The 21,606-nt window shown below is 37.3% G+C and carries 22 protein-coding genes; 2 read left to right on the top strand and 20 right to left on the bottom strand.

What is annotated here, in order from left to right:
- Positions 1-49: 49 nt before the first annotated feature.
- The 5 genes from BBI00_RS15825 to BBI00_RS15845 form a co-directional block, all read right to left on the bottom strand.
- Complete coding sequence (locus tag BBI00_RS15825) at positions 50-1,057, bottom strand: DUF4421 family protein (RefSeq protein WP_065399853.1); 1,008 nt, start codon at positions 1,055-1,057, stop codon at positions 50-52.
- 217 nt (positions 1,058-1,274) lie between these two features.
- Positions 1,275-3,308, bottom strand: coding sequence for a ferrous iron transport protein B (gene feoB / locus BBI00_RS15830; RefSeq protein WP_065399854.1), 2,034 nt, complete (start codon positions 3,306-3,308; stop codon positions 1,275-1,277).
- A complete protein-coding gene (locus tag BBI00_RS15835) occupies positions 3,308-3,562 on the bottom strand; it encodes a FeoA family protein (RefSeq protein ID WP_065400393.1) in 255 nt (84 codons plus the stop codon). Before BBI00_RS15835 ends, feoB begins: the two co-directional genes overlap by 1 nt.
- 139 nt (positions 3,563-3,701) lie before the next feature.
- A complete protein-coding gene (locus BBI00_RS15840; protein ID WP_065399855.1) occupies positions 3,702-3,986 on the bottom strand; it encodes a hypothetical protein in 285 nt (94 codons plus the stop codon).
- 229 nt (positions 3,987-4,215) lie between these two features.
- Positions 4,216-5,121 (bottom strand): GLPGLI family protein, encoded by a 906-nt coding sequence (locus BBI00_RS15845; protein ID WP_065399856.1) that lies wholly within the window; start codon positions 5,119-5,121, stop codon positions 4,216-4,218.
- A 159-nt stretch (positions 5,122-5,280) separates the two neighbouring features.
- On the opposite strand from BBI00_RS15845, the gene BBI00_RS15850 reads away from it, so the two are divergent.
- On the top strand, positions 5,281-5,778 hold the full coding sequence (locus BBI00_RS15850; RefSeq protein ID WP_065399857.1) for a DinB family protein: 498 nt from the start codon (positions 5,281-5,283) through the stop codon (positions 5,776-5,778).
- A 160-nt stretch (positions 5,779-5,938) separates the two neighbouring features.
- On the opposite strand, the gene BBI00_RS15855 is transcribed toward BBI00_RS15850, so the two are convergent.
- Entirely contained in the window at positions 5,939-8,650 is a 2,712-nt protein-coding gene (locus BBI00_RS15855) for a carboxypeptidase-like regulatory domain-containing protein (protein ID WP_065399858.1), read from the bottom strand.
- A gap of 644 nt (positions 8,651-9,294) precedes the next feature.
- On the opposite strand from BBI00_RS15855, the gene BBI00_RS15860 reads away from it, so the two are divergent.
- A complete protein-coding gene (locus BBI00_RS15860) occupies positions 9,295-10,176 on the top strand; it encodes a cupin-like domain-containing protein (protein ID WP_065399859.1) in 882 nt (293 codons plus the stop codon).
- Between the two features lie 41 nt (positions 10,177-10,217).
- Here BBI00_RS15860 and BBI00_RS15865 read toward each other — a convergent pair whose 3' ends face one another.
- The 14 genes from BBI00_RS15865 to BBI00_RS15935 all read right to left on the bottom strand — a co-directional run bounded on the left by BBI00_RS15865 (position 10,218) and on the right by BBI00_RS15935 (position 21,544).
- The gene (locus tag BBI00_RS15865) at positions 10,218-11,009 is read right to left on the bottom strand and encodes a T9SS-dependent choice-of-anchor J family protein (RefSeq protein WP_083988551.1); all 792 of its coding nucleotides are present in this window, start codon (positions 11,007-11,009) and stop codon (positions 10,218-10,220) included.
- Between the two features lie 228 nt (positions 11,010-11,237).
- Entirely contained in the window at positions 11,238-12,962 is a 1,725-nt protein-coding gene (locus BBI00_RS15870) for a M14 family metallopeptidase (RefSeq protein WP_065400394.1), read from the bottom strand.
- A gap of 103 nt (positions 12,963-13,065) precedes the next feature.
- Positions 13,066-13,323, bottom strand: coding sequence for a hypothetical protein (locus tag BBI00_RS15875; RefSeq protein WP_065399861.1), 258 nt, complete (start codon positions 13,321-13,323; stop codon positions 13,066-13,068).
- A 102-nt stretch (positions 13,324-13,425) separates the two neighbouring features.
- Positions 13,426-14,091 (bottom strand): metallophosphoesterase, encoded by a 666-nt coding sequence (locus tag BBI00_RS15880; RefSeq protein WP_065399862.1) that lies wholly within the window; start codon positions 14,089-14,091, stop codon positions 13,426-13,428.
- A complete protein-coding gene (locus BBI00_RS15885; RefSeq protein ID WP_065399863.1) occupies positions 14,088-14,309 on the bottom strand; it encodes a hypothetical protein in 222 nt (73 codons plus the stop codon). Before BBI00_RS15885 ends, BBI00_RS15880 begins: the two co-directional genes overlap by 4 nt.
- Positions 14,306-14,848 (bottom strand): RNA 2'-phosphotransferase, encoded by a 543-nt coding sequence (locus BBI00_RS15890; RefSeq protein WP_065399864.1) that lies wholly within the window; start codon positions 14,846-14,848, stop codon positions 14,306-14,308. The genes BBI00_RS15885 and BBI00_RS15890 overlap by 4 nt, the downstream gene beginning before the upstream one ends.
- Entirely contained in the window at positions 14,845-15,921 is a 1,077-nt protein-coding gene (locus BBI00_RS15895; RefSeq protein WP_065399865.1) for a hypothetical protein, read from the bottom strand. Before BBI00_RS15895 ends, BBI00_RS15890 begins: the two co-directional genes overlap by 4 nt.
- 71 nt (positions 15,922-15,992) lie before the next feature.
- On the bottom strand, positions 15,993-16,469 hold the full coding sequence (locus BBI00_RS15900; RefSeq protein WP_065399866.1) for a hypothetical protein: 477 nt from the start codon (positions 16,467-16,469) through the stop codon (positions 15,993-15,995).
- Positions 16,469-17,413 (bottom strand): ADP-ribosylglycohydrolase family protein, encoded by a 945-nt coding sequence (locus BBI00_RS15905; protein WP_065399867.1) that lies wholly within the window; start codon positions 17,411-17,413, stop codon positions 16,469-16,471. The genes BBI00_RS15900 and BBI00_RS15905 overlap by 1 nt, the downstream gene beginning before the upstream one ends.
- Complete coding sequence (locus BBI00_RS15910; protein ID WP_065399868.1) at positions 17,413-18,099, bottom strand: SIR2 family NAD-dependent protein deacylase; 687 nt, start codon at positions 18,097-18,099, stop codon at positions 17,413-17,415. Before BBI00_RS15910 ends, BBI00_RS15905 begins: the two co-directional genes overlap by 1 nt.
- 55 nt (positions 18,100-18,154) lie before the next feature.
- Positions 18,155-18,676 carry an O-acetyl-ADP-ribose deacetylase gene (locus BBI00_RS15915; RefSeq protein ID WP_065399869.1) on the bottom strand — a complete coding sequence of 174 codons (522 nt, stop codon included), beginning with the start codon at positions 18,674-18,676 and terminating at the stop codon, positions 18,155-18,157.
- Complete coding sequence (locus BBI00_RS15920) at positions 18,673-19,905, bottom strand: TIGR02452 family protein (protein WP_228394783.1); 1,233 nt, start codon at positions 19,903-19,905, stop codon at positions 18,673-18,675. Before BBI00_RS15920 ends, BBI00_RS15915 begins: the two co-directional genes overlap by 4 nt.
- An 11-nt stretch (positions 19,906-19,916) precedes the next feature.
- On the bottom strand, positions 19,917-20,393 hold the full coding sequence (locus tag BBI00_RS15930) for a macro domain-containing protein (protein WP_065399870.1): 477 nt from the start codon (positions 20,391-20,393) through the stop codon (positions 19,917-19,919).
- Positions 20,394-20,470: 77 nt separating this feature from the next.
- Positions 20,471-21,544 carry an adenylosuccinate synthetase gene (locus tag BBI00_RS15935; RefSeq protein ID WP_065399871.1) on the bottom strand — a complete coding sequence of 358 codons (1,074 nt, stop codon included), beginning with the start codon at positions 21,542-21,544 and terminating at the stop codon, positions 20,471-20,473.
- Between the last annotated feature and the right edge of the window lie 62 nt (positions 21,545-21,606).

The following is a 21,606-nucleotide window of genomic DNA, read 5'->3' on the forward strand; positions in this document are numbered from 1 at the left end:
GTTACTATAATAATTTGTCCGAAACAAAGATACTTAAAAAGACTTCAACTTAGAGGACAGGGATCTTTTTTTGAACTTTATCATAGGTGTTTTTTACAACTTTCGGAGGGGCAAAACGATAGCCGATATACAGTAAGCCATAAACATTATTATTTTCCACCGTGCGGTTATCTTTCTGCTCATAAGCGTATGCATTGAAATTCATTCTTCCGCCAAACAGAAAGCGATCGGTATTATATCCCACATGCAGACCTCCTTCCATCCTGACTGTGATATACTGAGCTGTTTCTCTGGCATTTCCGTTCTGGGCATTACGGTAGCTGGAAAATTTTCCTCCGAGTCCCAAAGTCAGATAAGGGGCAATATTTACATTTTTCCCAATCACCCAGTTATAGAAATATCCTATATTTCCTCCTATTTTATACTGGAATTCTTTGGTTTTTACCTCATCGATCTTATTCCTGAAAACCGTAAGGTCGTAATCCAGAAACGGAACCCAGCTTCCACTGCTCTTCTTCTGCCATTCGCCCTGGGTGTAGATACTTCTTGCTGAAAAGTTTTTATTGAGAATATAGGAGGTAGTTCCTCCGAAGCTTTGAACCCGCAAATCCGGAAACTGGATATAAGGATCTCTTCCTTCCTGCCAGTTGGGGAAAAGGTCTTTCATATTTTCAATATAAAAACCTCTTACATTTTTATAATAAACGTTCTGAATGAATCTTCCCGGGAAAAGCCTGAAACTGAAATCGGTATAAGAACTGTTGCCTTTAAGCCCATCGTCTCTGTTGAAAATTTTGGGTGCAAAGGATAAGGTGGCACTTATTATTCTGTAATCGAGTGATAAGGATGTTTTTATTTTGTTATTAATGGAAAGAGTGGTCTGATCCGCATCGTCTTCTCCCTGTGAAAAGGTATAGCTTTCGATATTGGTATCCAGATTGACACGGATCATGACCTGGTCTGCATAAGACCTGGTATTCAGGGTATCAGTCTGAGCTTTTCCCTTAAGGGCAAATAAAGAAAATAATGCAGCAGATCCTGCTTTTAAGAAATTCAAAACGAATAATTTAAATTAAAAAAATGAAAATACTACATTTTTTTCAATTATCCGCTGAAGGTATATTAAGAACAACCGCAGTCTTTATCACAGCTGCTTCTTTTGGAACTGAATTTCTTTGGAGCAAAGTTGTTTTTTAAGACCTTAAATAGTGAGTAACAAGCGAATGCTACCACCAATAAGATAATGACATACTGAAAAATTAATGATGAATCCATTACTTTAAAATCTGATATACTATCATCGACACAAAATATGCCAAACCTGTCATCATGACCACCTGAAAGCCGGTCCATTTCCAGCTTTTGGTTTCCCTGTAGACTACTGCAAGCGTGGAAACACACTGCATTGCGAATGCATAAAACAGAAGTACGGAAATTCCTGTTGCAAAGCTGAAGACTTTCTCTCCGTTCGGCTTTACATCTCTTCTCATTTTATCAATTACTTTTACTTCCGGAGCGTCATCTTCCAGACTGTATAAGGTAGACATGGTTCCTACGAAAACTTCTCTTGCCACAAAACTGGTCAGGATTCCCACCCCCATTTTCCAGTCGTAACCCAGCGGAGCGATAACAGGCTCTATTCCTTTCCCCATTTTGGCCAGGTAAGAATGATCCAGCTCAACGTTGGAAGCTACAAATTCATCCGCTTTCTGCTTCGGCCCGAAATAACTCAGGAACCAGATAATGATGCTCACGATGAAAATGATTTTTCCTGCCCCGGTAATGAAGTCCCAAACTTTGCCTAAAACCATTTTAAAATCATATCCGAAAAGTGGTTTTTTATAGGCCGGAAGATCCATTACCAGATAGGTTTTCCCTTTATTTTTAATAAATCTTTTAAGGATGGCTGCTGAAAATAATGCTACCAGGAAACCCAGGAGATACATACCCATCAAAACCAATGCTTTATATTTTATTCCCAGGAATGTTCCTTCTGAAATAATCAGGCCAATGATAATGCTGTATACCGGAAGTCTTGCGGAACAGGTCATAAACGGAGTGACCAGTATAGTCAGCAATCTTTCTCTGACGTTTTCAATATTCCTGGTGGAAATTACTGCAGGAATTGCGCAGGCAGTCCCTGAAACAAGTGGAACAATACTTTTTCCGTTAAGTCCGAAAGGACGAAGCAATCTGTCCATCAGGAAGACTACTCTTGCCATGTATCCCGAGTCTTCCAACAGGTAGAGGAAATATAGTAAAATTCCGATTTGAGGGGCAAATACAACAATTCCTCCGATTCCCGGCACGATCCCATTGGAGATCAGAGAATTGACCGGTCCTTCCGGGAGGTGCTCACTGGTAAAAGCTGCGAGCCATGAGAATGTATCTTCAATCCAGCTCATCGGATATTCTGCCAGGAAGAATACACTCTGGAAAATAATTAACAGAATGGCCATGAAGACCACATATCCCCAGAATTTATGTACTAAAACCTTATCCAGTTTTTCAGTCAGCAGTTCTTTAAACTGTGGTTTTTTGGAAATAACATTATTCAATATTTTATCAACATTCTGATATCTCCTCACGGTCTCCTGAACCTGTAATCTTTTAGGGACCAAGCTTTTAGCTTCAGCATCATGGATCTGTTCCATAACGGTTTCCAGTCTTCCGAGATCGGTACCTAATGAAACGCTCATCCAGGCTTTATATTCGTTATCAAAACCTTTGTGTGAGGCCAGTTTATGTATAAAATCCCTGTGCTCATTCGGGGTTTCAAATGAAATTTTGTCTGCTTTTACAAATTCATTGTTATGGACGGCATTTCTTATTTCGTCAATTCCGATCTGTTCCTTGGCATTGGTCTGAATGATTCTGATGCCTAATGATTCGGAAAATTTCTGAATATCAATAGTAATTCCCCTTCTCTCAGCCTGATCGATCTGATTAACAACCAGAATCATCGGAATTCCTAGATCCTGAATCTGCTGGAAGAGGAGAAGGCCTCTTTTTAGGCTTAATGCTTCAAGAATATACACCACTCCCGCATAGTTTTTCTGCTCATCAATCAGATATTTGGAAAAAATAGCTTCATCTTCCGAGCTTGGATACACGCTGTAAGAACCGGGAAGATCGATAACTTCGATTTCCTCACTGTTATATACATAGTTCCCTGAATGGCTTGCTACGGTAACCCCGGCATAGTTTCCGGTTTTCTGCTTTTTGTTACAAAGCGAATTGAAAACGGTAGACTTTCCTACATTGGGATTTCCGACTAAAAGTATCTGTTTTTTCTTGTTTTCCTGCATTAATTCAATTCTTCAACAATGATATAATCTCCTTCTTCCTCACGAAGAGCAATCCGGCTTTTCTCCGCCCCAAACTCCACATACATAGGCCCATTGAAGGGGGCCTGGTACAAAATCCTGAAAATGGTCTCCGGAAGAAGCCCCATTTCTATGATTTTATTGGGCATTTTCAGATGGTCATTATCATATCCCAATATCTTCCCCGTTTTGTTTTTGGGGAATCCACTTAATTTATGTAATCCTTTCTCTTTCAAAGCCAAATTTTTAGTGCTGCAAATATACGCTATTTAAATTTAATCTAAATAACGTATTTATAAAAACAACAGACTGTTTCAAAATTGAAACAGTCTGTTGTTTTTTCCTAATATAATTTATATACTCTGTAATTCAAACTTATTTAGAATAATTATCTAAGCAACTACTTATCATAGCAGTTCCTAATGGAGGATCAACATTTATTATAGTAAAAGCGATGGCCAAACACCCTTCTAAATTCATTGCTTGTTTTAATTCTTTACTCACCTTTATTACTGCTTTTTCGTCCTTAAAATTCTTTTTGGCAATTAATACAGCCTCAACCTTACTTTTACTTTCTTCTGTTTTCACTTTTGGCTCTTCCGTTTTTGCAAATAATATTGCAGATGTTGCTAATAACAACGTGAAAATGATTTTTTTCATTACAATTATATTTAGTTTGTTGTAAAACAAACATATAATGAAGAGCAACAAAATGAAATTTCTGTTTTCTAAATTTTAAAAATAAGGCTTCTTCTAGAAAATCAGCTCAAAATAAAGTTTATTTTCAACAGTTTTTAATTAAGTGTAGAAAATTATTTAGTAAAAAAATCACCCCAGATACAGCAATGTATTTGGGGTGATTTGAATATAATTTAGTTGATATGAATGCTTATTTTTTCTTCTTGTCGGAAGTTTGCTCTTTTTCTATTGGATTGTCGTTGGCATTATAAAAATCTTTATATTGTTTTTCCTGCTTTTTCATCATATCTCCTACAGTTCCATCCATTCCAGGTATCGTTTTAGACATTATTTCTTGTGTCATCATTGGTCTTACGGAAGAGAACGGATCCTTTTTAAAATCATTAAATGTCTTTTCAAATTTTTCTCTTGATAACTCATTTACTTTTCCTCCTGAAGCATGCATCATATTTTCAATATAAGAAAATTCTGTATAATCTTTTACTTTTTTATTTCCCTGCAATACCCAAGAATAGTTTTTGTCTGCATCTTCAATTTTCACAATTAGACCCGGAAGCCCATAAAACTTATATGGACCATCCTGAAATGGAATATCTGTACTGAACCAAGCTGTCCAAGTTCTGCCTCCAAAATCAGTTGTTGCCTTTTGAGCGTTATATTCTCCTATTTTCTGCTTATCTGCCAGAATATTCCAATTGAACTTCAGATCTTCACTATATCCAATATTAGTTGGAGTAAATCCATTGGCTATTTTATCCACATACTGCACTTTCATGCTTGGGTATGACTTATATATCCTAGATGAAATTTTTGGTGTTTTAAGAGATTTTGAAAAATCTTTCATCATTCCTGATTTCTTAATCGCTTCCATTTCAATTTTCATGATAGAGTCTTGAGCAATCACGGTATAATCCTGATATATTGATCTATTCTTATCTGTTATATCTAAGATAGTCACTACTTTATCCAGTTTTGCCGAATCTTTCTTAGGTTTAAAAGTCAGCTCATAAAAGAAACGGTTTGCGGTTTCCTTGGTCTCCTGAGCTCCGGCGAAAGCAAAAAGTGCGATAAGAAATACTGAAAAAAGCTTTTTCATTTTGCAAGTTTATATAATTAGTAATCGGATCTGTTCTTTTGTTACAGTTTTTTTCAAATTTTATTTTTGTCAATTTTAAAGACCTTAAAAATTATGATTCCGTTAAAACATTTTCGAATGGTAAAGCCTTACCTTTAAGTTTCTAAAAAACAAAATAATATGGACACCTTATCCCAATTTAAAAATGAGCTTGAGGCCGAGTATCACACTACCAGAAAGTTTTTTGAAGCTTATCCGGAAGGAAAGAACGAGTATGCGCCCCATGAGAAAAGTATGAAAATGATGCCGCTGTCTACTCATATTGCCGAGATCTTCGAATGGCCCAATACCATGCTCACTACTTCTGAACTTGATTTTGCCAACAGTGGCAATCAGCGTAAACAGTTATCCACCAGAGAAGATCTGCTGCAGGCCCTTGACCAGAACTTCAAATCCGGAAAAGAAGCATTGGAGAACGCTCAGGAGAATGATCTGAATGACACCTGGGCTTTAAAACATAATGGTCATGAGCTGGCCAAATGGACCAAATATGAATCTATACGGCATGCACTGAACCAGATTACCCACCACAGGGCACAATTAGGAGTATACTACCGTTTGAATGATATTCCATTACCGGGAAGCTATGGCCCGTCTGCTGATTATCAGGGCTTTTAATGCACTCAGGGTTAAAAGGATGGAAGCAGGGAGTGGGAAGCTGGAAGTTACTTTTCGGCAACATAAATCAATTCTTATTTTTCAGGTTTTCATCTTTGATCATTTAAAATGATAATAGTATATCTCAACAAAAAACCAATCCTGAGGATTGGTTTTTATTTTATTTAAAATTGAACTTTACGGTAAACATAACCTGGCTAGGGCGGAGCTGCATTGTTGTCTGTGTAATTGTTGCGTCGCCCACATTTATTCTTTCAAAAACTTTTCTGTCCGCAATATTCATCCATTTCAATTCAAAATCAACTTTTTTCTTAGCCCAGCTGAATTGATAGGAAACATCAAAAAAGCCATTATTTAATTTTGTCTGTCCTAATTTCGAGTTAATCTGGTCCCAATAAAAACCAATGGTATGATTTTCTAAAGGATAGAAAAATACGTTCAGATTATGGGTATAACTTTCCGTTTTACCAAGATCGTTCTGGATGATTCCGTTATTCTGCTTGTTCCATGATTTTGTCATATTGAAATCAATACTCATCCAGGAGAAATAGGTATTATTGAATTTAAATCCTAAAGTATTTCCTGTTGTTTTTGTATTGATATCCTGGTCATTTCTTCTTGATTGTGACTTTGAACCGGTATCATTAAACGTCAATGATGCATTGGTTTTGAATTTCGGGAAATATTTTCCAATCTCTGCATAAAAACTGTTACTGGTTCTTTTATTTTCACTTTCTATGTATTCAATAACACTAAAACCTAATTCATTGACTGCGCTTGAGGCTAATAAATTATTTTTTGCATCGCTCAGTCTATATCCTAAATTGAAAAAGAGATTATTTAACGGGTTTCTGTATTCTAATCTTACTCCACCGTTCTTTGTATTGGTTTCGGGGATAGGATTGTTAGGGTTCATCACATTAAACCCTCCCGGACTTGTCAGAATATACCCAGCATAGGCTGTCTGGATGTCTCCGAAATTATTGCTGATTCCCCCGCTCATACTTGCTTTGAAAAATGAAGCGAATGAATACTGTACAAAAATATTAGGAGTAAAGGTTACTTTATTCAGAGATTTTGAAACATTTCTGAAAGCGTCCTCAGCTTTAATACTGTTGAAGTTTACAGGGAAGTTTGAATAGAGACTCCATGATTCAGATTTATAATTAATACCTACTGAAGCATTTGGGTTAATTCTCGTAAACTTCAAATCATTTTCGTAAGCTAAGCTTGTAAAATCCGGGGAATTATTTACTGTAATGCCATCAAAATTGGTGTTCAGTTGATCTGATGAGAAATCAAATCCTGCCTGTGGTGTAAACGTCCATCCTTTTGAAGAAAAACTGATGTTGGCAGAATGTGATGTATCTAAAGATTTAATTCTGAAATATTGGTAAGCAGTACTTCCCGGTTTAAAATCTATTGTTTTAACAGGACCTGTAAGCGAATCCCTGTAAGGAAACTGAAGGTAGTTTGCCGGCGTAATTTCTAAAGTTTGCCTGTCATCCTGATAACTTATATAAGACTTAAAGTTGACCATTTTTTCTTTCCATGGAATAATGGTGCTTAAAGAGTTCTGAAAAGAAGAGGTAGGAGATTCTAAAGCTTCTTTTCCTAATCGATATCCTGTTTTGTCATTTCTTTCTGCAAAAGCCCGGTCTGCATTCCAAAATTGAGAAAATGTAGTGGTATTTTTGAAAAACCCTTTTTTGGCATTTTTAGTAAATATTAATTCTCCCTTCAGTTTATCTGTATAGAAATTGTTCAGGAATCTTGTATTGTATTGAGTTCCTTGCTGGATATCCCTGGTCACACTGTTTGATTCTCTTTCTACCGCATTATTGGTGTAGTTGGCATTGGCTTTAAGCTCCCATTCTTTTTTCTTATCAATATTGGTAAGATAATTGGCAGACAGATAATGTACGCTGTTCATCAGGTACCTTTTCACAGGGAGATCCGGCGTGCTTGCATTTTCCACACTCAGCCAGTTATTTTGAGATATATTGCTCCTTCTTCCTTCCCATGAGCTTCCAAAAGCCAGAATATTCCCTTCTGTTTCTACCTGCTCACCCATGTTATTGGTTTTGTAATTGACTACCCATTGGCTTTTCTGTCCGAAAAACATTGGTGTCAGTTTTACATTCCAAAGCCATGGATCTCCGAAACCGGAACCCACTTCTCCTCTACCGGTCATGGTCACGGAATTTTTCAGTTTGATATTGATGGCTGCCTGATCTGACGGTATTTTATCCTGAAGGATTTTCACCGGCTGGTGGTTCTCCAGTACTTCTACTTTCTGTACGGCATCCTTTGGAAGCGAGTTATTGATGGTTCCATAGCCTCCTTCCATCAGGTCTTTTCCGTTGACATAGAATTTATTGATTGCATTTCCCTGATAAAGAATACTACCGTCTTTGTTGACTTCAATTCCCGGAATTTTTTTCATGACATCCGCCAGGGTTCTATCGTTTTTGTTGTTGAATGCTTTCAGGTCATAGGAAATGGTATCTCCTCTCGCTGTGATCATTTTGGTTTTCAGCTGTACTTCCTTTATTTCTGTAGCTTCAGACTGCATTTTAAAATTCAGGGTCTGATCGCTGTTGCTGATTTGTTTGGTAAGGGGTTTCTGATTGAATGCTTTTACCTTAAGGTCTACATTGGCTTCTCCGGAGGTAAAGGTTACTTTATATTCACCTTTGGAATTGGTAATTCCATAGGCAAGGATAGCATCTTTACCGGGTTCTTCAATCGTAACACTGGCACTGGGTATTGCAACCCCATCATCATCAGTAATCTTTCCCGAAACGGTTTTCTGTGCAAAAGTGAGCACTGTGAAAAAAAGCATCAGAAATAAGGAAATATTCTTTTTCATACTTATTATTTGTTCAATTAGTTAACCTTTATGGTTTTTCGTTACAGTTTTTTTAAAAAGATATGTTTTACAGGCGAAGGTTAAATCTTATCACTAAAATAATCGTTATAAGGGTTCGAAAAAAGATTTACAGTTTAAGAAAATTATCAGAAAAGTATTATCCTGAAATGAAACCTGTTCATTATAAACAAAAGGTTTTGCAAAAACATAAAGTATCAGCAATTTGAATACACTGAAAGAAAATGAAATTTATTTTATTTATGAAAAATATTTCTAAAAGAAAGTTAATTTTTAAAATTAAAATTTGAATTATATCCCTGTAATTCGAAATAAAACAAGACATTCACTGCATATTATTAATTTTATCAACTATATATTGATTTTATCTATTAAATAAAAATAATATATTCGTATCTGAATGGATTATTATTCATCCAATTTGTGTTTTTGCCCTGTAAGTTCTGTTACAGGGTATTTTGTTTTTATCTGTGTAATAAAAGACCATCTTTATTCCATAAATAGCAATATCTGTATTTTTATTTAGACTAAGTAATAAAATCTGATTTGAATCATAGATTAAAAAAAAATTAAACAGCAGGTTTGTAAATATTTATTTAATAATTTTGTAACATAAATTTATTAAAATGGGAATTATTTTAAAGCCTATAGATGTTGTAGACGAAATTTCTAAGGAAGAATTCTTCGAAAAATATCTGAAGCCAAGAAGGCCCGTTGTCATCAAAAATATGGCAAAAAAGTGGCCTGCTTACCAAAAATGGACGATGGAATACATGAAGGAGGTTGTAGGAGATGTGGAGGTCCCGTTATATGACAGCTCAAAAGCAGACCCTTCTGCTCCCATCAATGCTTCTGCGGCCAAAATGAAGTTTGGAGATTATATAGATCTTATACAGCGTGAACCCACTGATCTTAGAATATTCCTTTTTGATCCAATAAAATATGCGCCTAAGCTGCTGGAAGATTATATTTCACCCAAAGAACTCATGGGAGGTTTTCTTGATAAATACCCCAATATGTTCTTCGGAGGAAAAGGTTCGGTAACGTTCCTTCATTTTGATATTGATATGGCTCATATTTTCCATACTCATTTCAACGGAAGAAAGCATATTCTTCTTTTTGATTATAAATGGAAAGAAAGATTATACCAGATTCCTTATGCAACCTATGCACTGGAAGATTATGATATTGAGAACCCGGATTTCACAAAATTCCCGGCTCTGGACGGAGTGGAAGGTATTGAATGTTACCTGGAACACGGAGACACCCTTTTTATGCCAACCGGATGGTGGCACTGGATGAAATATCTGGACGGAAGCTTCTCCATATCCCTGAGAGCATGGGACAAATCATGGGCAGTAAAAGCACACTCTCTATGGAATCTGACCGTGCAGCGTAAGTTTGATGACATTATGAAGTCTAATTTCAGAAAGAAATATATGGACTGGAAAGAGAAAGTAGCCATTAAAAGAGCAGAGATTGCCCTGAAAAGAGGATTACCAAGATAAAAAAAAACGCTTCGTCTGAAGCGTTTTTTTTATGAATACAGTTATTTTTTAATGATTTTATAGCTTCTTACCGCCTCACGGTCTTTCACTTGCAGAAGATAATTTCCAGGAGACAGCCCGCTTACATTTACCGTTCCATTCTCTGAGTTCATATTTTCTTTTCTCAGCAACTTACCTATAAGATCATGGATACTTATCTCAGATATTTTATTTTTGTTTTTGATATGCAGAACATCCTGTACAGGATTAGGGTAGACGGACGCAGTATGCTTATCCTTATTTACATCAGAAACCGAAAGGTTACTTCCTGAAATTTCAAAATCATCTATTCCGATAAACCAAATATCTGTTGTGCTTGAATAGAAGGCAATATAAATGGTCTGCCCAACATAAGGAGTCAAATCATAGGTATACTGTGTCCACACAGTAGGAGGTTTCACAGCGGCAGCTAATGTATTGGTAAAGGCTGCAGCAGTAGGAGTAGTAGTGGATATTTTGATATCAATCACCTCTGCAAGACTGGATCCTCCATTCTTACTCCAAAAGGTCAGTTTATCAGATACTCCTGCGGTAACAACTATTGCAGGACTTACCGCATAGTCATCATGAGCGGAGGAGCCGTATTTCAATCCAAGATAGTGAGATCCTGAATGCGGAAGAATAGTAGTAGATGCGCTGTAGGTAGTCCATGTTTCCCATGTTCCGGAATCTCCACCATTAATTATGGTCCAATCTGCCGGCACTGTATCCGAATCAAAGCTTTGAAGATATTGTGCAGACATACTTAATGGCATTAATAGGGCCATCATTAAAAATTGATAAATCTTTCTCATATTTACTTTTTATTACCAATTTAATTAAAAAAAAATGATTTATTTAATAAATACATCTATAATTAATTAAAAAACACCAATACATGTCAATTATCTTTTAAATCAAATTTTTGAAAAATATTGTTGATAATAATGTTCTGAGAAAAGAATAATACCTGAAATTTTCTCTGAAGAAAAAGATTTACAAGGTCGGTTATTTAATTTACCATCAGAAAACCCTTTTTTGATTTATAACACCCTGTATACAGGATACTGTCTGAAGGTTTTTTCTTCAAAATAAGGAGAGTGTCTGTAGATCCAGTCCAGCTGCGCTTCACCGCTATCCGACATTTTTTTATCTGATGTTTTTGCTGCTTCAAATGCTTCTTTCAGTTTTTTATCATTTTTCAGCAGTTCTGCAGCAGTATCTTCAAAGATATAAGCTGAGTAATATTCTTTCTGTGCCAGAATTCCATCGAAAAAATTCCAGTTGAAAAAGGAGTCTAATGCCTCAGGTTCAAGGGTTTCAATAATATATTTCACACCAGGCTGTTCTGTGGAAACCAGATAATCCCCTGCTGAAAAGGTCTGATTTCTGCGGGAAGTGTCCACTGTAGTTTCATAATGCAGATAATGTCCTTCGTAAGGGTTTTTCACGGTTTTAAAATCTCTGATCTTATAGGATTCTACAGCCAGTGTACTGTCTTTCTGAATCGGCTTCATCTGGATTTTGTTCCGTCTGAACTCTTCAATGACACGGTATTGTGACTGGGGAATGACATAATATTTCGGAATGGTAATATACCCTGTAGGAACTGCTGTAGTAAAGAGTTTTATATTTTTTGTAAAAGGCTTGCTTCTATCGTAATAAAGTCTTGGTTTTCCTGAAATTTCACTCGGTTTGTATTTCCCTTCATAGCCTTTAAAATCCATGGTAGAATATTTTGTAGAGTCTATCTTCCAGCGGATACCGTATTGCTTCCCTGCCTGATACTGCTTTAGGTTCTCAAGGCGCAGCTGTTTTATTTTACTGTACTCTTTATCTAAATTCTGAAGGTTTACGAGCATATATTTGTAAGTCGCATCCACTCTTTTATCATAAGGTTTCAGCATATGGGTTTCCGGAACGGTTCCCAGAGAATTGAAAAGGGAAGTATATCCTGTGGAATATCTCGGGGAGTCTTCAAATGCAGCAAAACCAACTTCAGGAACGTCTCCGTGAATGTTTACATAGGGAGTGCTTTCATACCCAAGCTTCTCCATATCCTTAAGGTTTTTAGCCTGGTAATCATTATAGAAATAAGTCCCTAAAGTATTTCCCAGACGCTCTTTAAAGGTAGAAATATAGGTAAATGTATATTGATAATCTGCTCCGTTACTTACATGGTTATCTATGAAAACATCAGGTTTCAGCCACTGGTAAATTTCCTGAAAGCTTCTGGCATTTTTAGAATCGGCTTTTATAAAGTCCCTGTTCAGATCATAATTTCTGGCATTTCCCCTGAAGCCATATTGCTCAGGCCCGTTCTGATTGGCTCTTGAGTAGGCTCCCCTGTTGAGCATTCCGCTGACATTATAGGCAGAAATGGCAGCCATGATAAAGTTCTGCGGGGTTTTGATCTTTTGGGTGGCCAGATCACGCATCAGCATCATGGTTGCATCAATCCCGTCCGGCTCTCCGGGATGAATTCCGTTATTGACAAAAAGAATGGCCTTACTTTTTCTGAGTTTTTCCAGGTCTTTTTCAGGAAACGGGTTGTAAATGACCACATAAATAGGCTTTCCGTTGTCATCTTCCCCTTTTTTAAGGTATTGAATTGACGGGAATTTTTTGGCAAGATCCTGATAATAGACATTCATTTCGTCATAAGTAACCGTCTGATTACCGTTTCCTTTTTCAAAAGGGGTCTGAAATGATTTTTGGGCCAATACGAATGATGAACTTAGAATAAGCAGGAGGTATTTCAATTTCATTGCTGACATAATTTTCGGGATTTAAAATTAGTCAATATGATGCTGCCAAAAAAACAAAACGCAAAAAATACTTCCGCATTGATCTCAGATTATTCCGGTTTCATTAAAGATTTCTTGCTTTAATTTTTTTGTTGATTAAACCTAAATTGATCAGTAAAGGTACTAACGTAACAGGCATTACGATAAACGGAATGAACGCTGCAAAAGGAAAGTCTTTCGCTCCTTTCATAGTAAGCAAAACAATAAATGTTGCCACTCCCAATAAAAAGACAGTTCCTAAGCCGATTAAAACCCCTTTGAAGGTCTTGCTTTTTTTGATCAGGTCTTCGTTGGTTAATTCCTGGTAGATGTTTTTTTTCATTGCGGTAATAGCTTTTAGCAAATATAGAATGTTTTAATCACATCAACCCTCAGAAACATAAAAGCCTCATTGATCTTAAATCTTAGTGAGGCTTTGTATATTCTATAATCTGTTTTTAGGTTTTGCCTTATCATTATTTCTTCCTTTTTCATCAGGATACAAGAGAGGAAGCGGATCACTCTGCCAGTATTCTTTGGTATTGATATCCATTAGGGAAAGGGCCCCCGTAAAAGCGGCCCCTGTGTCCATATTCCAGATATTGGCTTTGTTGACGGGTGTTCTGATGCCAAGGTATAAGGTTGGGGTATGCCCGATGAATATTTCATTATACAAAAGCAGCCTTTTAGGATATAATTCCGAACTGGTTTTCAGTTTCCGGTCCATTGCTACAGCAGTTTCCCAAAGGGTCCTGTCCCAGTGGTAATTGCTGGAATACACTTCCTTTTCAGGCCCGTGCATGGAAGAGTATCCTGCATGGATAAAGAGGCGGTTGTCTTTGTCCACATAGTAATTTTTCATTCTTTGAAAAAATTCAAGGTGAATTTCAAGTTCTTCCCGCGAATAATCAGTATAGCTTTCTACAGTACATTCCTGATTTCCGGAAACTTCTATCAGAAATCTGATGGCCTGTGAAGATTCGCTCCAGCCGTCAACAAAGTCTCCGAGAAAAATCAGCTTATCTTCACGGGTTACTGCTGCTCTTTCAAAAACCTGTTTCAAGGCTCTTAATCCTCCATGGATATCTCCTATTACTAATGTTCTGCTCATCGGTTTTTTTTATCTGTACCATATCTTTTATGGTAGTTCGGACAGGATTCTGCCACTTTCAGGGCTTCAGTTAAACGACAGTTCAAATGTTGTGTAATGAAGTGCAAGACATACACAGCATTGGCTCCTTTCGCAAACAGTGCGTCTACCTTATCCCTGATATTTTCTTTTCCGGGAGAAAAATCTTTTGTTTCCTCCTCAAATTCCGGTCTGGTCATTTCGAAATGTATTTTGCATCTACAAAATCCGTCAGCCAGACTCCGTTTGCAGATTGGTAGAATTCGATTCCGTCTTCATGCATTTTACCGGTCCTGATGGTAAGAATCACAGGTTTACCATGTCTCATGCCCACCTTTGTAGCAGTCTCTTTATCAGCACTTAAGTGCACGTGCTGACGGGTTCTTTTTTCAATTCCATTTTCCAGAATGGAAGCGATATTGGTTTCTGCTGTTCCATGGTACAGAAAATCTGGCGGCTGCAGTGTTTCCAGAGCAAGGTCTATTGCAATAGAATGTCCCTGGCTGGCTCTGATCATGGTTTTGTCTTCATTGAAGGCAAATCTTTTCTTATTGTTGGTTTCCACCACTTCATCCAACTCTTCGGGAGTAAAATACACGCTTCTTTTGGCTGATCTTGCTCTGAGATCTTCTACATTTGCCCAACCGTTTTCATCCAGTTTCAAGCCGATGGTTTCCGGCTGATGCCTTAGGATAAGGCTTAAAAATTTACTTATTCTTTTCTTTTCTATTTCGTTCATGATTTCTGTTTTAATTTTTCAATAAGATCTCTGACTGTGAAATAATCCCGGCTTAACTGATCATAAACCGATCTTTCACCCTTGGATATTCCTGCCAGAATTCTTTTCTGTTCATAATAATAAAGTTCAAAATTTTCTTCGTCACTGTCTTTTTTATCTTTCAGATCCAAGTACTCTCTGATAACCTCATCAGCAAGATTATAGGAAAGCAGTTGCTCTTTTATATAATTGCCCCAAAAAGTTTCCTCTTTAAATTCCTCCTTTTTCAGTTCAGCAATTTTATTTTTACTTTCATCCTTTATCAGACTGTGATTTAATTTCCTCCATAACAGGTCTTCAATAATTCCCTCTCCGAATTCTCCACGGCTTACCTGATATTGCGGATCGTAAGTTTTAAGGTGCTGTAGGAATTTTTCATTTTTATTCGGATAAATAAATACATTCCGGAGATACATTCCAAGACCGAAAAGGCCACCCATTTCATCAAACTTTGAAGCTAATGACCTGTTCCTGATTTCATTGATAGTATCTTCACTCAATTCTTCATTTATTAAAAAATCTACAGCCTCTTCCACAGTATTTATTTCCGATCTCTTTTCATCATATTGGATTGAAGTATCTTCTTCATTTTGCTCAGATATATCATTGTCATAATCAATCTGCTGGTCTAAATCATCATAGGGAATAATTGTATGGTCATTCGTCTCCAGAAAAGTATCTAACCTGATTTTAAAAAATCTTTCTTCCTTCTCCAAGACCTCAGGGATTTCTTTTTCGAATTCTTTCGTATGGCCAAAGTAGTCAACGATTTTTATCTTATCCTTGATTAAAGTATTGAAGAGTGGTATTCTATCAGTTTCTACCATCAGCTCTCCGTTCTCCAATCTTTTAAAATTGCTGATTGTATTTTCCTGAATTTCACACTTTACAAGAAACATTCCAGGTTCCGGGATAGGATCGGGAATTATAACGGTATGAAAATGCAGAGGGATATCGGAAATAAATTCTTTAAAAAGTGTTTTTCCTATTCCCAGCAGTTCTTTTTCTGATGTAAGTTTATATAGCGTTATCAATGGTTTTAGTTTTTTAAATTACTTCTTATCAGGCATTATCACAATGTTTTTCTGCTGTTATTGGTTTTTAATCAACAATTATAATATTCCGGAAGAACGGTCACGGCTACTCCGGTTATCTGCCTTATCTCATCGGCATATTTCTCAAAGGTAGCGTCAGCGATTTCACAGGATGTTCCATTTAATAAACATAATGACATCCAGGAATATCCTGCGCCTTTTGCAGGCAGCATGTTCTGAATTTCAAAACCTTTGACTTCACTTAACACAAACAGCTTAGTTCTTTCCGCACAAGAGTATCCCAGCAAATCATTTTTTTCATCTACCCACAGTAGAGTGTCATGATTTAAAATTTTCAATATTTCATCCGGCGTTTTAAACAAATAATCATCTGACCTTCTTACTTTATTGTCTTTAATCATCACATATTTATCAACTTCAATTTTACCGTGGTATACGGGTAGATTTTCTTCAGCTGTTTTTCTGTTCAGATCTGAATTGTTTCTTCCTGAAAACAAACCTGCCATTACTTTCATTAAAAATTCCATCAGTCCCGGTTGTATGTATTGTTCAGTTTTTCGCACAATGCTTCAATATCATCTTTTCTCACCAGCACATTGAGCCATTCCTGCGGAATATTTTCATAGCCATAATAAATTCCGGCAATTCCTCCTGTAATGGCCCCTGTTGTATCTGTATCTTCTCCGAGGTTGACGGCTTTCAAAACCGCTTCAGAGTAACTTTCTGAGTTGAGAAAACACCACAGGGAAGCCTCCAGGCTGTGAAGAACATAGCCTCCACTTTTGATTTCATCTTCGGGATATCCGGAAATATCATGCTTTAAAACCCTGTTGAAAAGCTCAATTTCTTTTGGGTTAAAATCCTGATTTTCTGCATATTCCAAAGCTGTGTTTTGCATATGCGAATACGCTTCTTTTTTACTTTTCCCTTTGATCAGCTGAATGGCAAAAACCACATAGATAAAACAGGCAAAAACAGACCGGAAATGTCCGTGTGTGATTGAAGAAACTTCTTTTACCGTAAGATAGAGCTTCTTTGTATCATTTTCATTTTGAAGATAAAAGGCAAGGGGAAGGATCCTCATGAGAGAACCGTTCCCATTGTCTTCTTCAAAAATATTTCCTGAAAATCCTGCACTTTCTCCTTTAATCAGCCTTGCAATGGAATGTCTTGTTGTTCCTCCAATATCAAAGAGTCTTCCATGAGCTGTCCAATGCCCATCTTTTACCCATTTTACAAAGCCCGATCCGATTTTTTCAAGATCATACCCTTTTGTGAGTTCTTCAGCCAGACAAAGGGTAAGCGAGCTGTCATCACTCCAGGTTCCTTTGGGCTGATTCCAGGACATATATTCCAGCATTTTTGTGACGGGATTTATTTTTAAATCCTGCCTTTTTTTAAATTCTACCGGAACTCCAAGGGCATCTCCTACGCAAACGCCCATGATTCCTGCTTTTACTTTATTTTCCATCAGGCAAGATTCACCAGTTTATCGAATAATAATTTCATTCCTTGTGTAGCAGTTTCTTTCATCACCACTGCCCGCTGCCCATACCCAAATCCTGTCTCGTTAGGATTGATCACAATCAAAAGGCAATCGTCTTTGATATCATGAATGAGTCCTGCAGCAGGATATACCTGAAGGGAAGTCCCGATCACCAAAAGGATATCTGAATCTTTTACAATTTCTCTTGCGGTCTGATATAAAGGAACGTCTTCGCCGAACCAAACGATGAATGGCCTTAGCTGAGCTCCATCTTCGGCTTTATCTCCAATTTTTATATCATCTTTCTGATCATAAATCAGGCTTTTATTGCTGCATGAGCATGATTTGAACAATTCACCGTGGATGTGAAGAATGTTGGTAGAACCGGCTCTCTCATGAAGGTCATCGATATTTTGGGTAATGATCTGTACTTCAAAATATTTTTCCAGTTCTGCCAATAATCTATGGGCTTCGTTGGGCTCTACCTCGTGCAGCTGACGTCTTCTCTGGTTGTAAAATTCAAGGACCAGGGCTCTGTCTTTTCTCCATCCTTCCGGGCTTGCTACGTCTGTCACGCTATGATTTTCCCAGAGGCCGTCTCCGTCCCGGAAGGTTTTGATCCCGCTTTCTGCGCTTATTCCTGCGCCGCTTAATATGGTTAGTTTTTTCATTGGTTTAAATTTTTTCTGTACACTGAGCTTTATTTTGCCACAATTGCACAAGATTTTAATCCTTAAAAGGATGTCTTAAAAGCTTTTTATAAATTTCTACATTTTCATCATCAAAACAGACAAAAATAACTTTCTCTATAGTAACTGCCTGAAATTTTCTTACTTCATCCACAGCAATTCTTCCGGCTATTTCTTTGGGAAATTTATAAATTCCCGTACTGATGTTTGGAAAAGCTATTGTTTTTACTCCCAGGCCATCTGCCAGTTTTAATGAATTGACATAACAGTCAGATAAGAGTTTTGCCCCTCTTTCTTCATCACCATTCCAAACGGGTCCTACGGTATGAATTACATATTTTGCATGAAGGTTTCCTGCTGTGGTTACAACAGCTTCTCCTGTATGGCATTTACCCTGTCTGTTTCTGATGGCTCTGCATTCTTCCAGAATATTTGGTCCTCCTGCTCTGTGAATGGCTCCGTCTACACCACCTCCACCTAATAAAGAAGAATTGGCAGCATTAACAACAGCATCTACATGAACTTTTGTAATATCTCCCTGGATTAATTCAATTTTCATTGTATTTCTTCGAACGGCTTCAGCATCTCTTCTTTTTTGGTAAGAACAGCGAAAACCACTCTTTTAAATTTATTTTTATATTTCCCCTGAAGGTATTTCTTAAACAGTCCTGCAATCTCTTTCGGATCATTTTTGAAGACTCCGCAGCCCCAGGCTCCTAAAATTAATACCTCATTTCCCTGATGTAAAGCCAACGAAAGCATCTTATCTGTCCTTACATCCATTGCATCCAGTATTTCACCGGCTCTTTCCGGTTCCTGCTTCTTTACAACCCCAGCGTTTACTGCCGGAGAAGTGATGAAATTACATAAAACAGGCTTGTTAAGCAATTCTCCTTTATCTTTTCTGAACACGGGTACTTTCGGGCTGTAAATCATGTTATCTGTATAAAAACAGGATTCCATGTTTCTGTGAATGGTATAGTAATCCCAGGCCTGAAGCAGGCTTTCATGCAGTCCGGAAGTTCTTGCCAGGCTTTCTTCCTGTGCTTCTGCTCCGTTGATGAATCCACCGCCCGGATTTTTTGCCGAAGCAAAATTCAGGCACATGAGTTTCTCCTGGTTTTCCTCTTCAGCCAATTGCAAAATGGCTTTCAGTGAACTGCATTTCCAGGTTTCAAACTGTGTTTCAAAATCAGTTTCCGGCATTGTTGCTTCAGCCATTTCTGAAAGCTGTTCCGGAGAGTACAGCACGGTTCCTTTTTTACAGATTTCCAGTTCGTTTTCTATGTATATTGTTTCGTTCTGTTCGTTGATATAATATTTTCTGGCCAGGATATCCAATGTATCTTTTGCCATTTCTTTATTGGTCATTGTTAGTTTTTTTATATTGAATAATAGGTTCTCAATTGCATCATTTGCCGGCTTTTTAAAGTCTTTTCCGATAAATACTCTGATCACCTCAATTGTTCCTACGATAGCAGCATTAAATGTTTCCAGTTCTTCGGAAGGAACCCACAGTTCGTTATGATTTCTTGCTCCTACATTCTGAACAGGGTATTGATTGGCTACGTCTTCCAGAACATCAAACTGCGTTACAAAACCGAGATAGTTCCCGAATTCATCCCGGGTATTCCACTTTTCTGCGATCTCAGAGGCATACTCTTCATTGATAACCGGATAAAAAATCGGCTGCCACTCTAATCTTGGCGGAAACTTCTTAAATCCGTTCTCTATGATCAGCAGCATTTCTTTTTCGCCTACCGGTCTGTAAAGTCTTGTTGTTTTCATTGTTTTATAGTTTAATCAAAATCATATACATATACCTCAACATTATTGTTCAGCAATGTTTTTTCAATGAGGGGTTCTATTTTCTCCCATTTCCCTCCTGCCAATCCACATCCGATTCTTGGCATATGAACACTGGCATTGAGTTCTGAAGCCTTGTCAGCTAATGTTTCCAGACATTTTTCAATCGCTTCATATCTTACAGGAACTCCGTTGCTTCCGGTTTTTATTCCTTTTTGCCCAATCATATTGGCAACATACATGTATTTTTCTACCTGCACAATCTGAACTTCGCCCAAAGCAAAATTATTTTCACTTCTGAAACGGTGCCAGTGCCTGTATTCTTTTTCAGGTGTTTCCCATCTTCTGGAAACTGCCAGCACAAAGCCTTTTCCCCAACCTCCTATGTCATTACAGATATGGGCTATAATTTTTGTTCCTTTTGCCTGTGGGGATGTGGCATCTCCTTTTAAATACTGTATCGCTGTCATTATGGGGCTTTTTATTTCATTAACATTATCAGTCTTCTATTTCACTTTAAAAATAAAATTAATCTCTTTATCTGTGGTTATTCATAAAGCTTTTTAAAATCTTCTGACCGTGGAGAAAAAGATCCGTAAACGGTATCAAATTCTGTGTTCAGTTTTCCGGTATCAAATTTTTCATCCGTCTGATCCAGACAGGTTACCACCAGGTTTTTTCTTGCGGGATAGCTATAAGCTCCATCCAGTTTTAAAGCATAATTCAGCAGATCATAATCCAAGGTTCCCAACCTGAGTTCTTTCTGATATTCATTAAAGATACAGGTTTCTTCCTCATTATTTTTAAGGTCTATTTTCTTTTCATTACTCATCCATCCGTTTCCATGGCGGGTCGCATAGCTTCTGGTCACATAATAGATTTCAATATCTTCAATTTTTAAAAATTTACAGACTTCACAGGCATTTTTCGATGTTGTGTGTGCGTAGGTTACATTGGGAAAAATTCCATGATCCATATCCAGTAAAATTCCCTGGCTGCCTTCAAAAATGAGGTGATCAAAGGAATTCAGGAAGGAATAATCCTCTATATTCCATTCTATTGTATCAATCGCTTTTAAAAAATCCTGCAGCAGTTCTCTGATCTCATTTTCATCTGCAAAACCGTAGTAATAAGCGATTCCTTTCAGTTTTTCGATCAGCATTTCTCTGGGAGCGATCAGATCTGCAGCGAATAGTTTATAAGGGCTTTCATGTCTTTTCATGGTAGCACCTATTCCTTTTCCGCAGGTCCCGTGTTCCAGGTTTCTGCTATTTGTTCTGTTCTGCCAGACATCAAAAGGGGTTGTTACTTTTGCCAGCGGATGAATATGCAGCTCAGTATTTCCTTTTTTTCCTTTTAATTCTTCCTGCTCATTCAAAAGAAAAACAGGGTGAATAGTGCAGTGTTCAGTAAAATAAGAAGGTAAGCCCCGAAGTGCCCCGCTTGCAAAGCTGGAATGCACATGTTTCCTATCCTCAATCATCACCGTGTGTGCTGCCTGCTGCCCTCCGGAAAACCTGATCACAACAGACTGAGGATTTTGCCGGGCCAGAAAATCGGTAGTGATTCCTTTTCCTTCATCACCAAAACCAAGTCCTATAACAATTTGGGCCTTTTTCATCTTCTATTTTTTTGTTTACCTTTTATGTTCTATTCACCTTTTGTTTTTCAAAGGAATATTGT

This window comes from Chryseobacterium arthrosphaerae, assembly GCF_001684965.1.
GTDB lineage: Bacteria > Bacteroidota > Bacteroidia > Flavobacteriales > Weeksellaceae > Chryseobacterium > Chryseobacterium arthrosphaerae.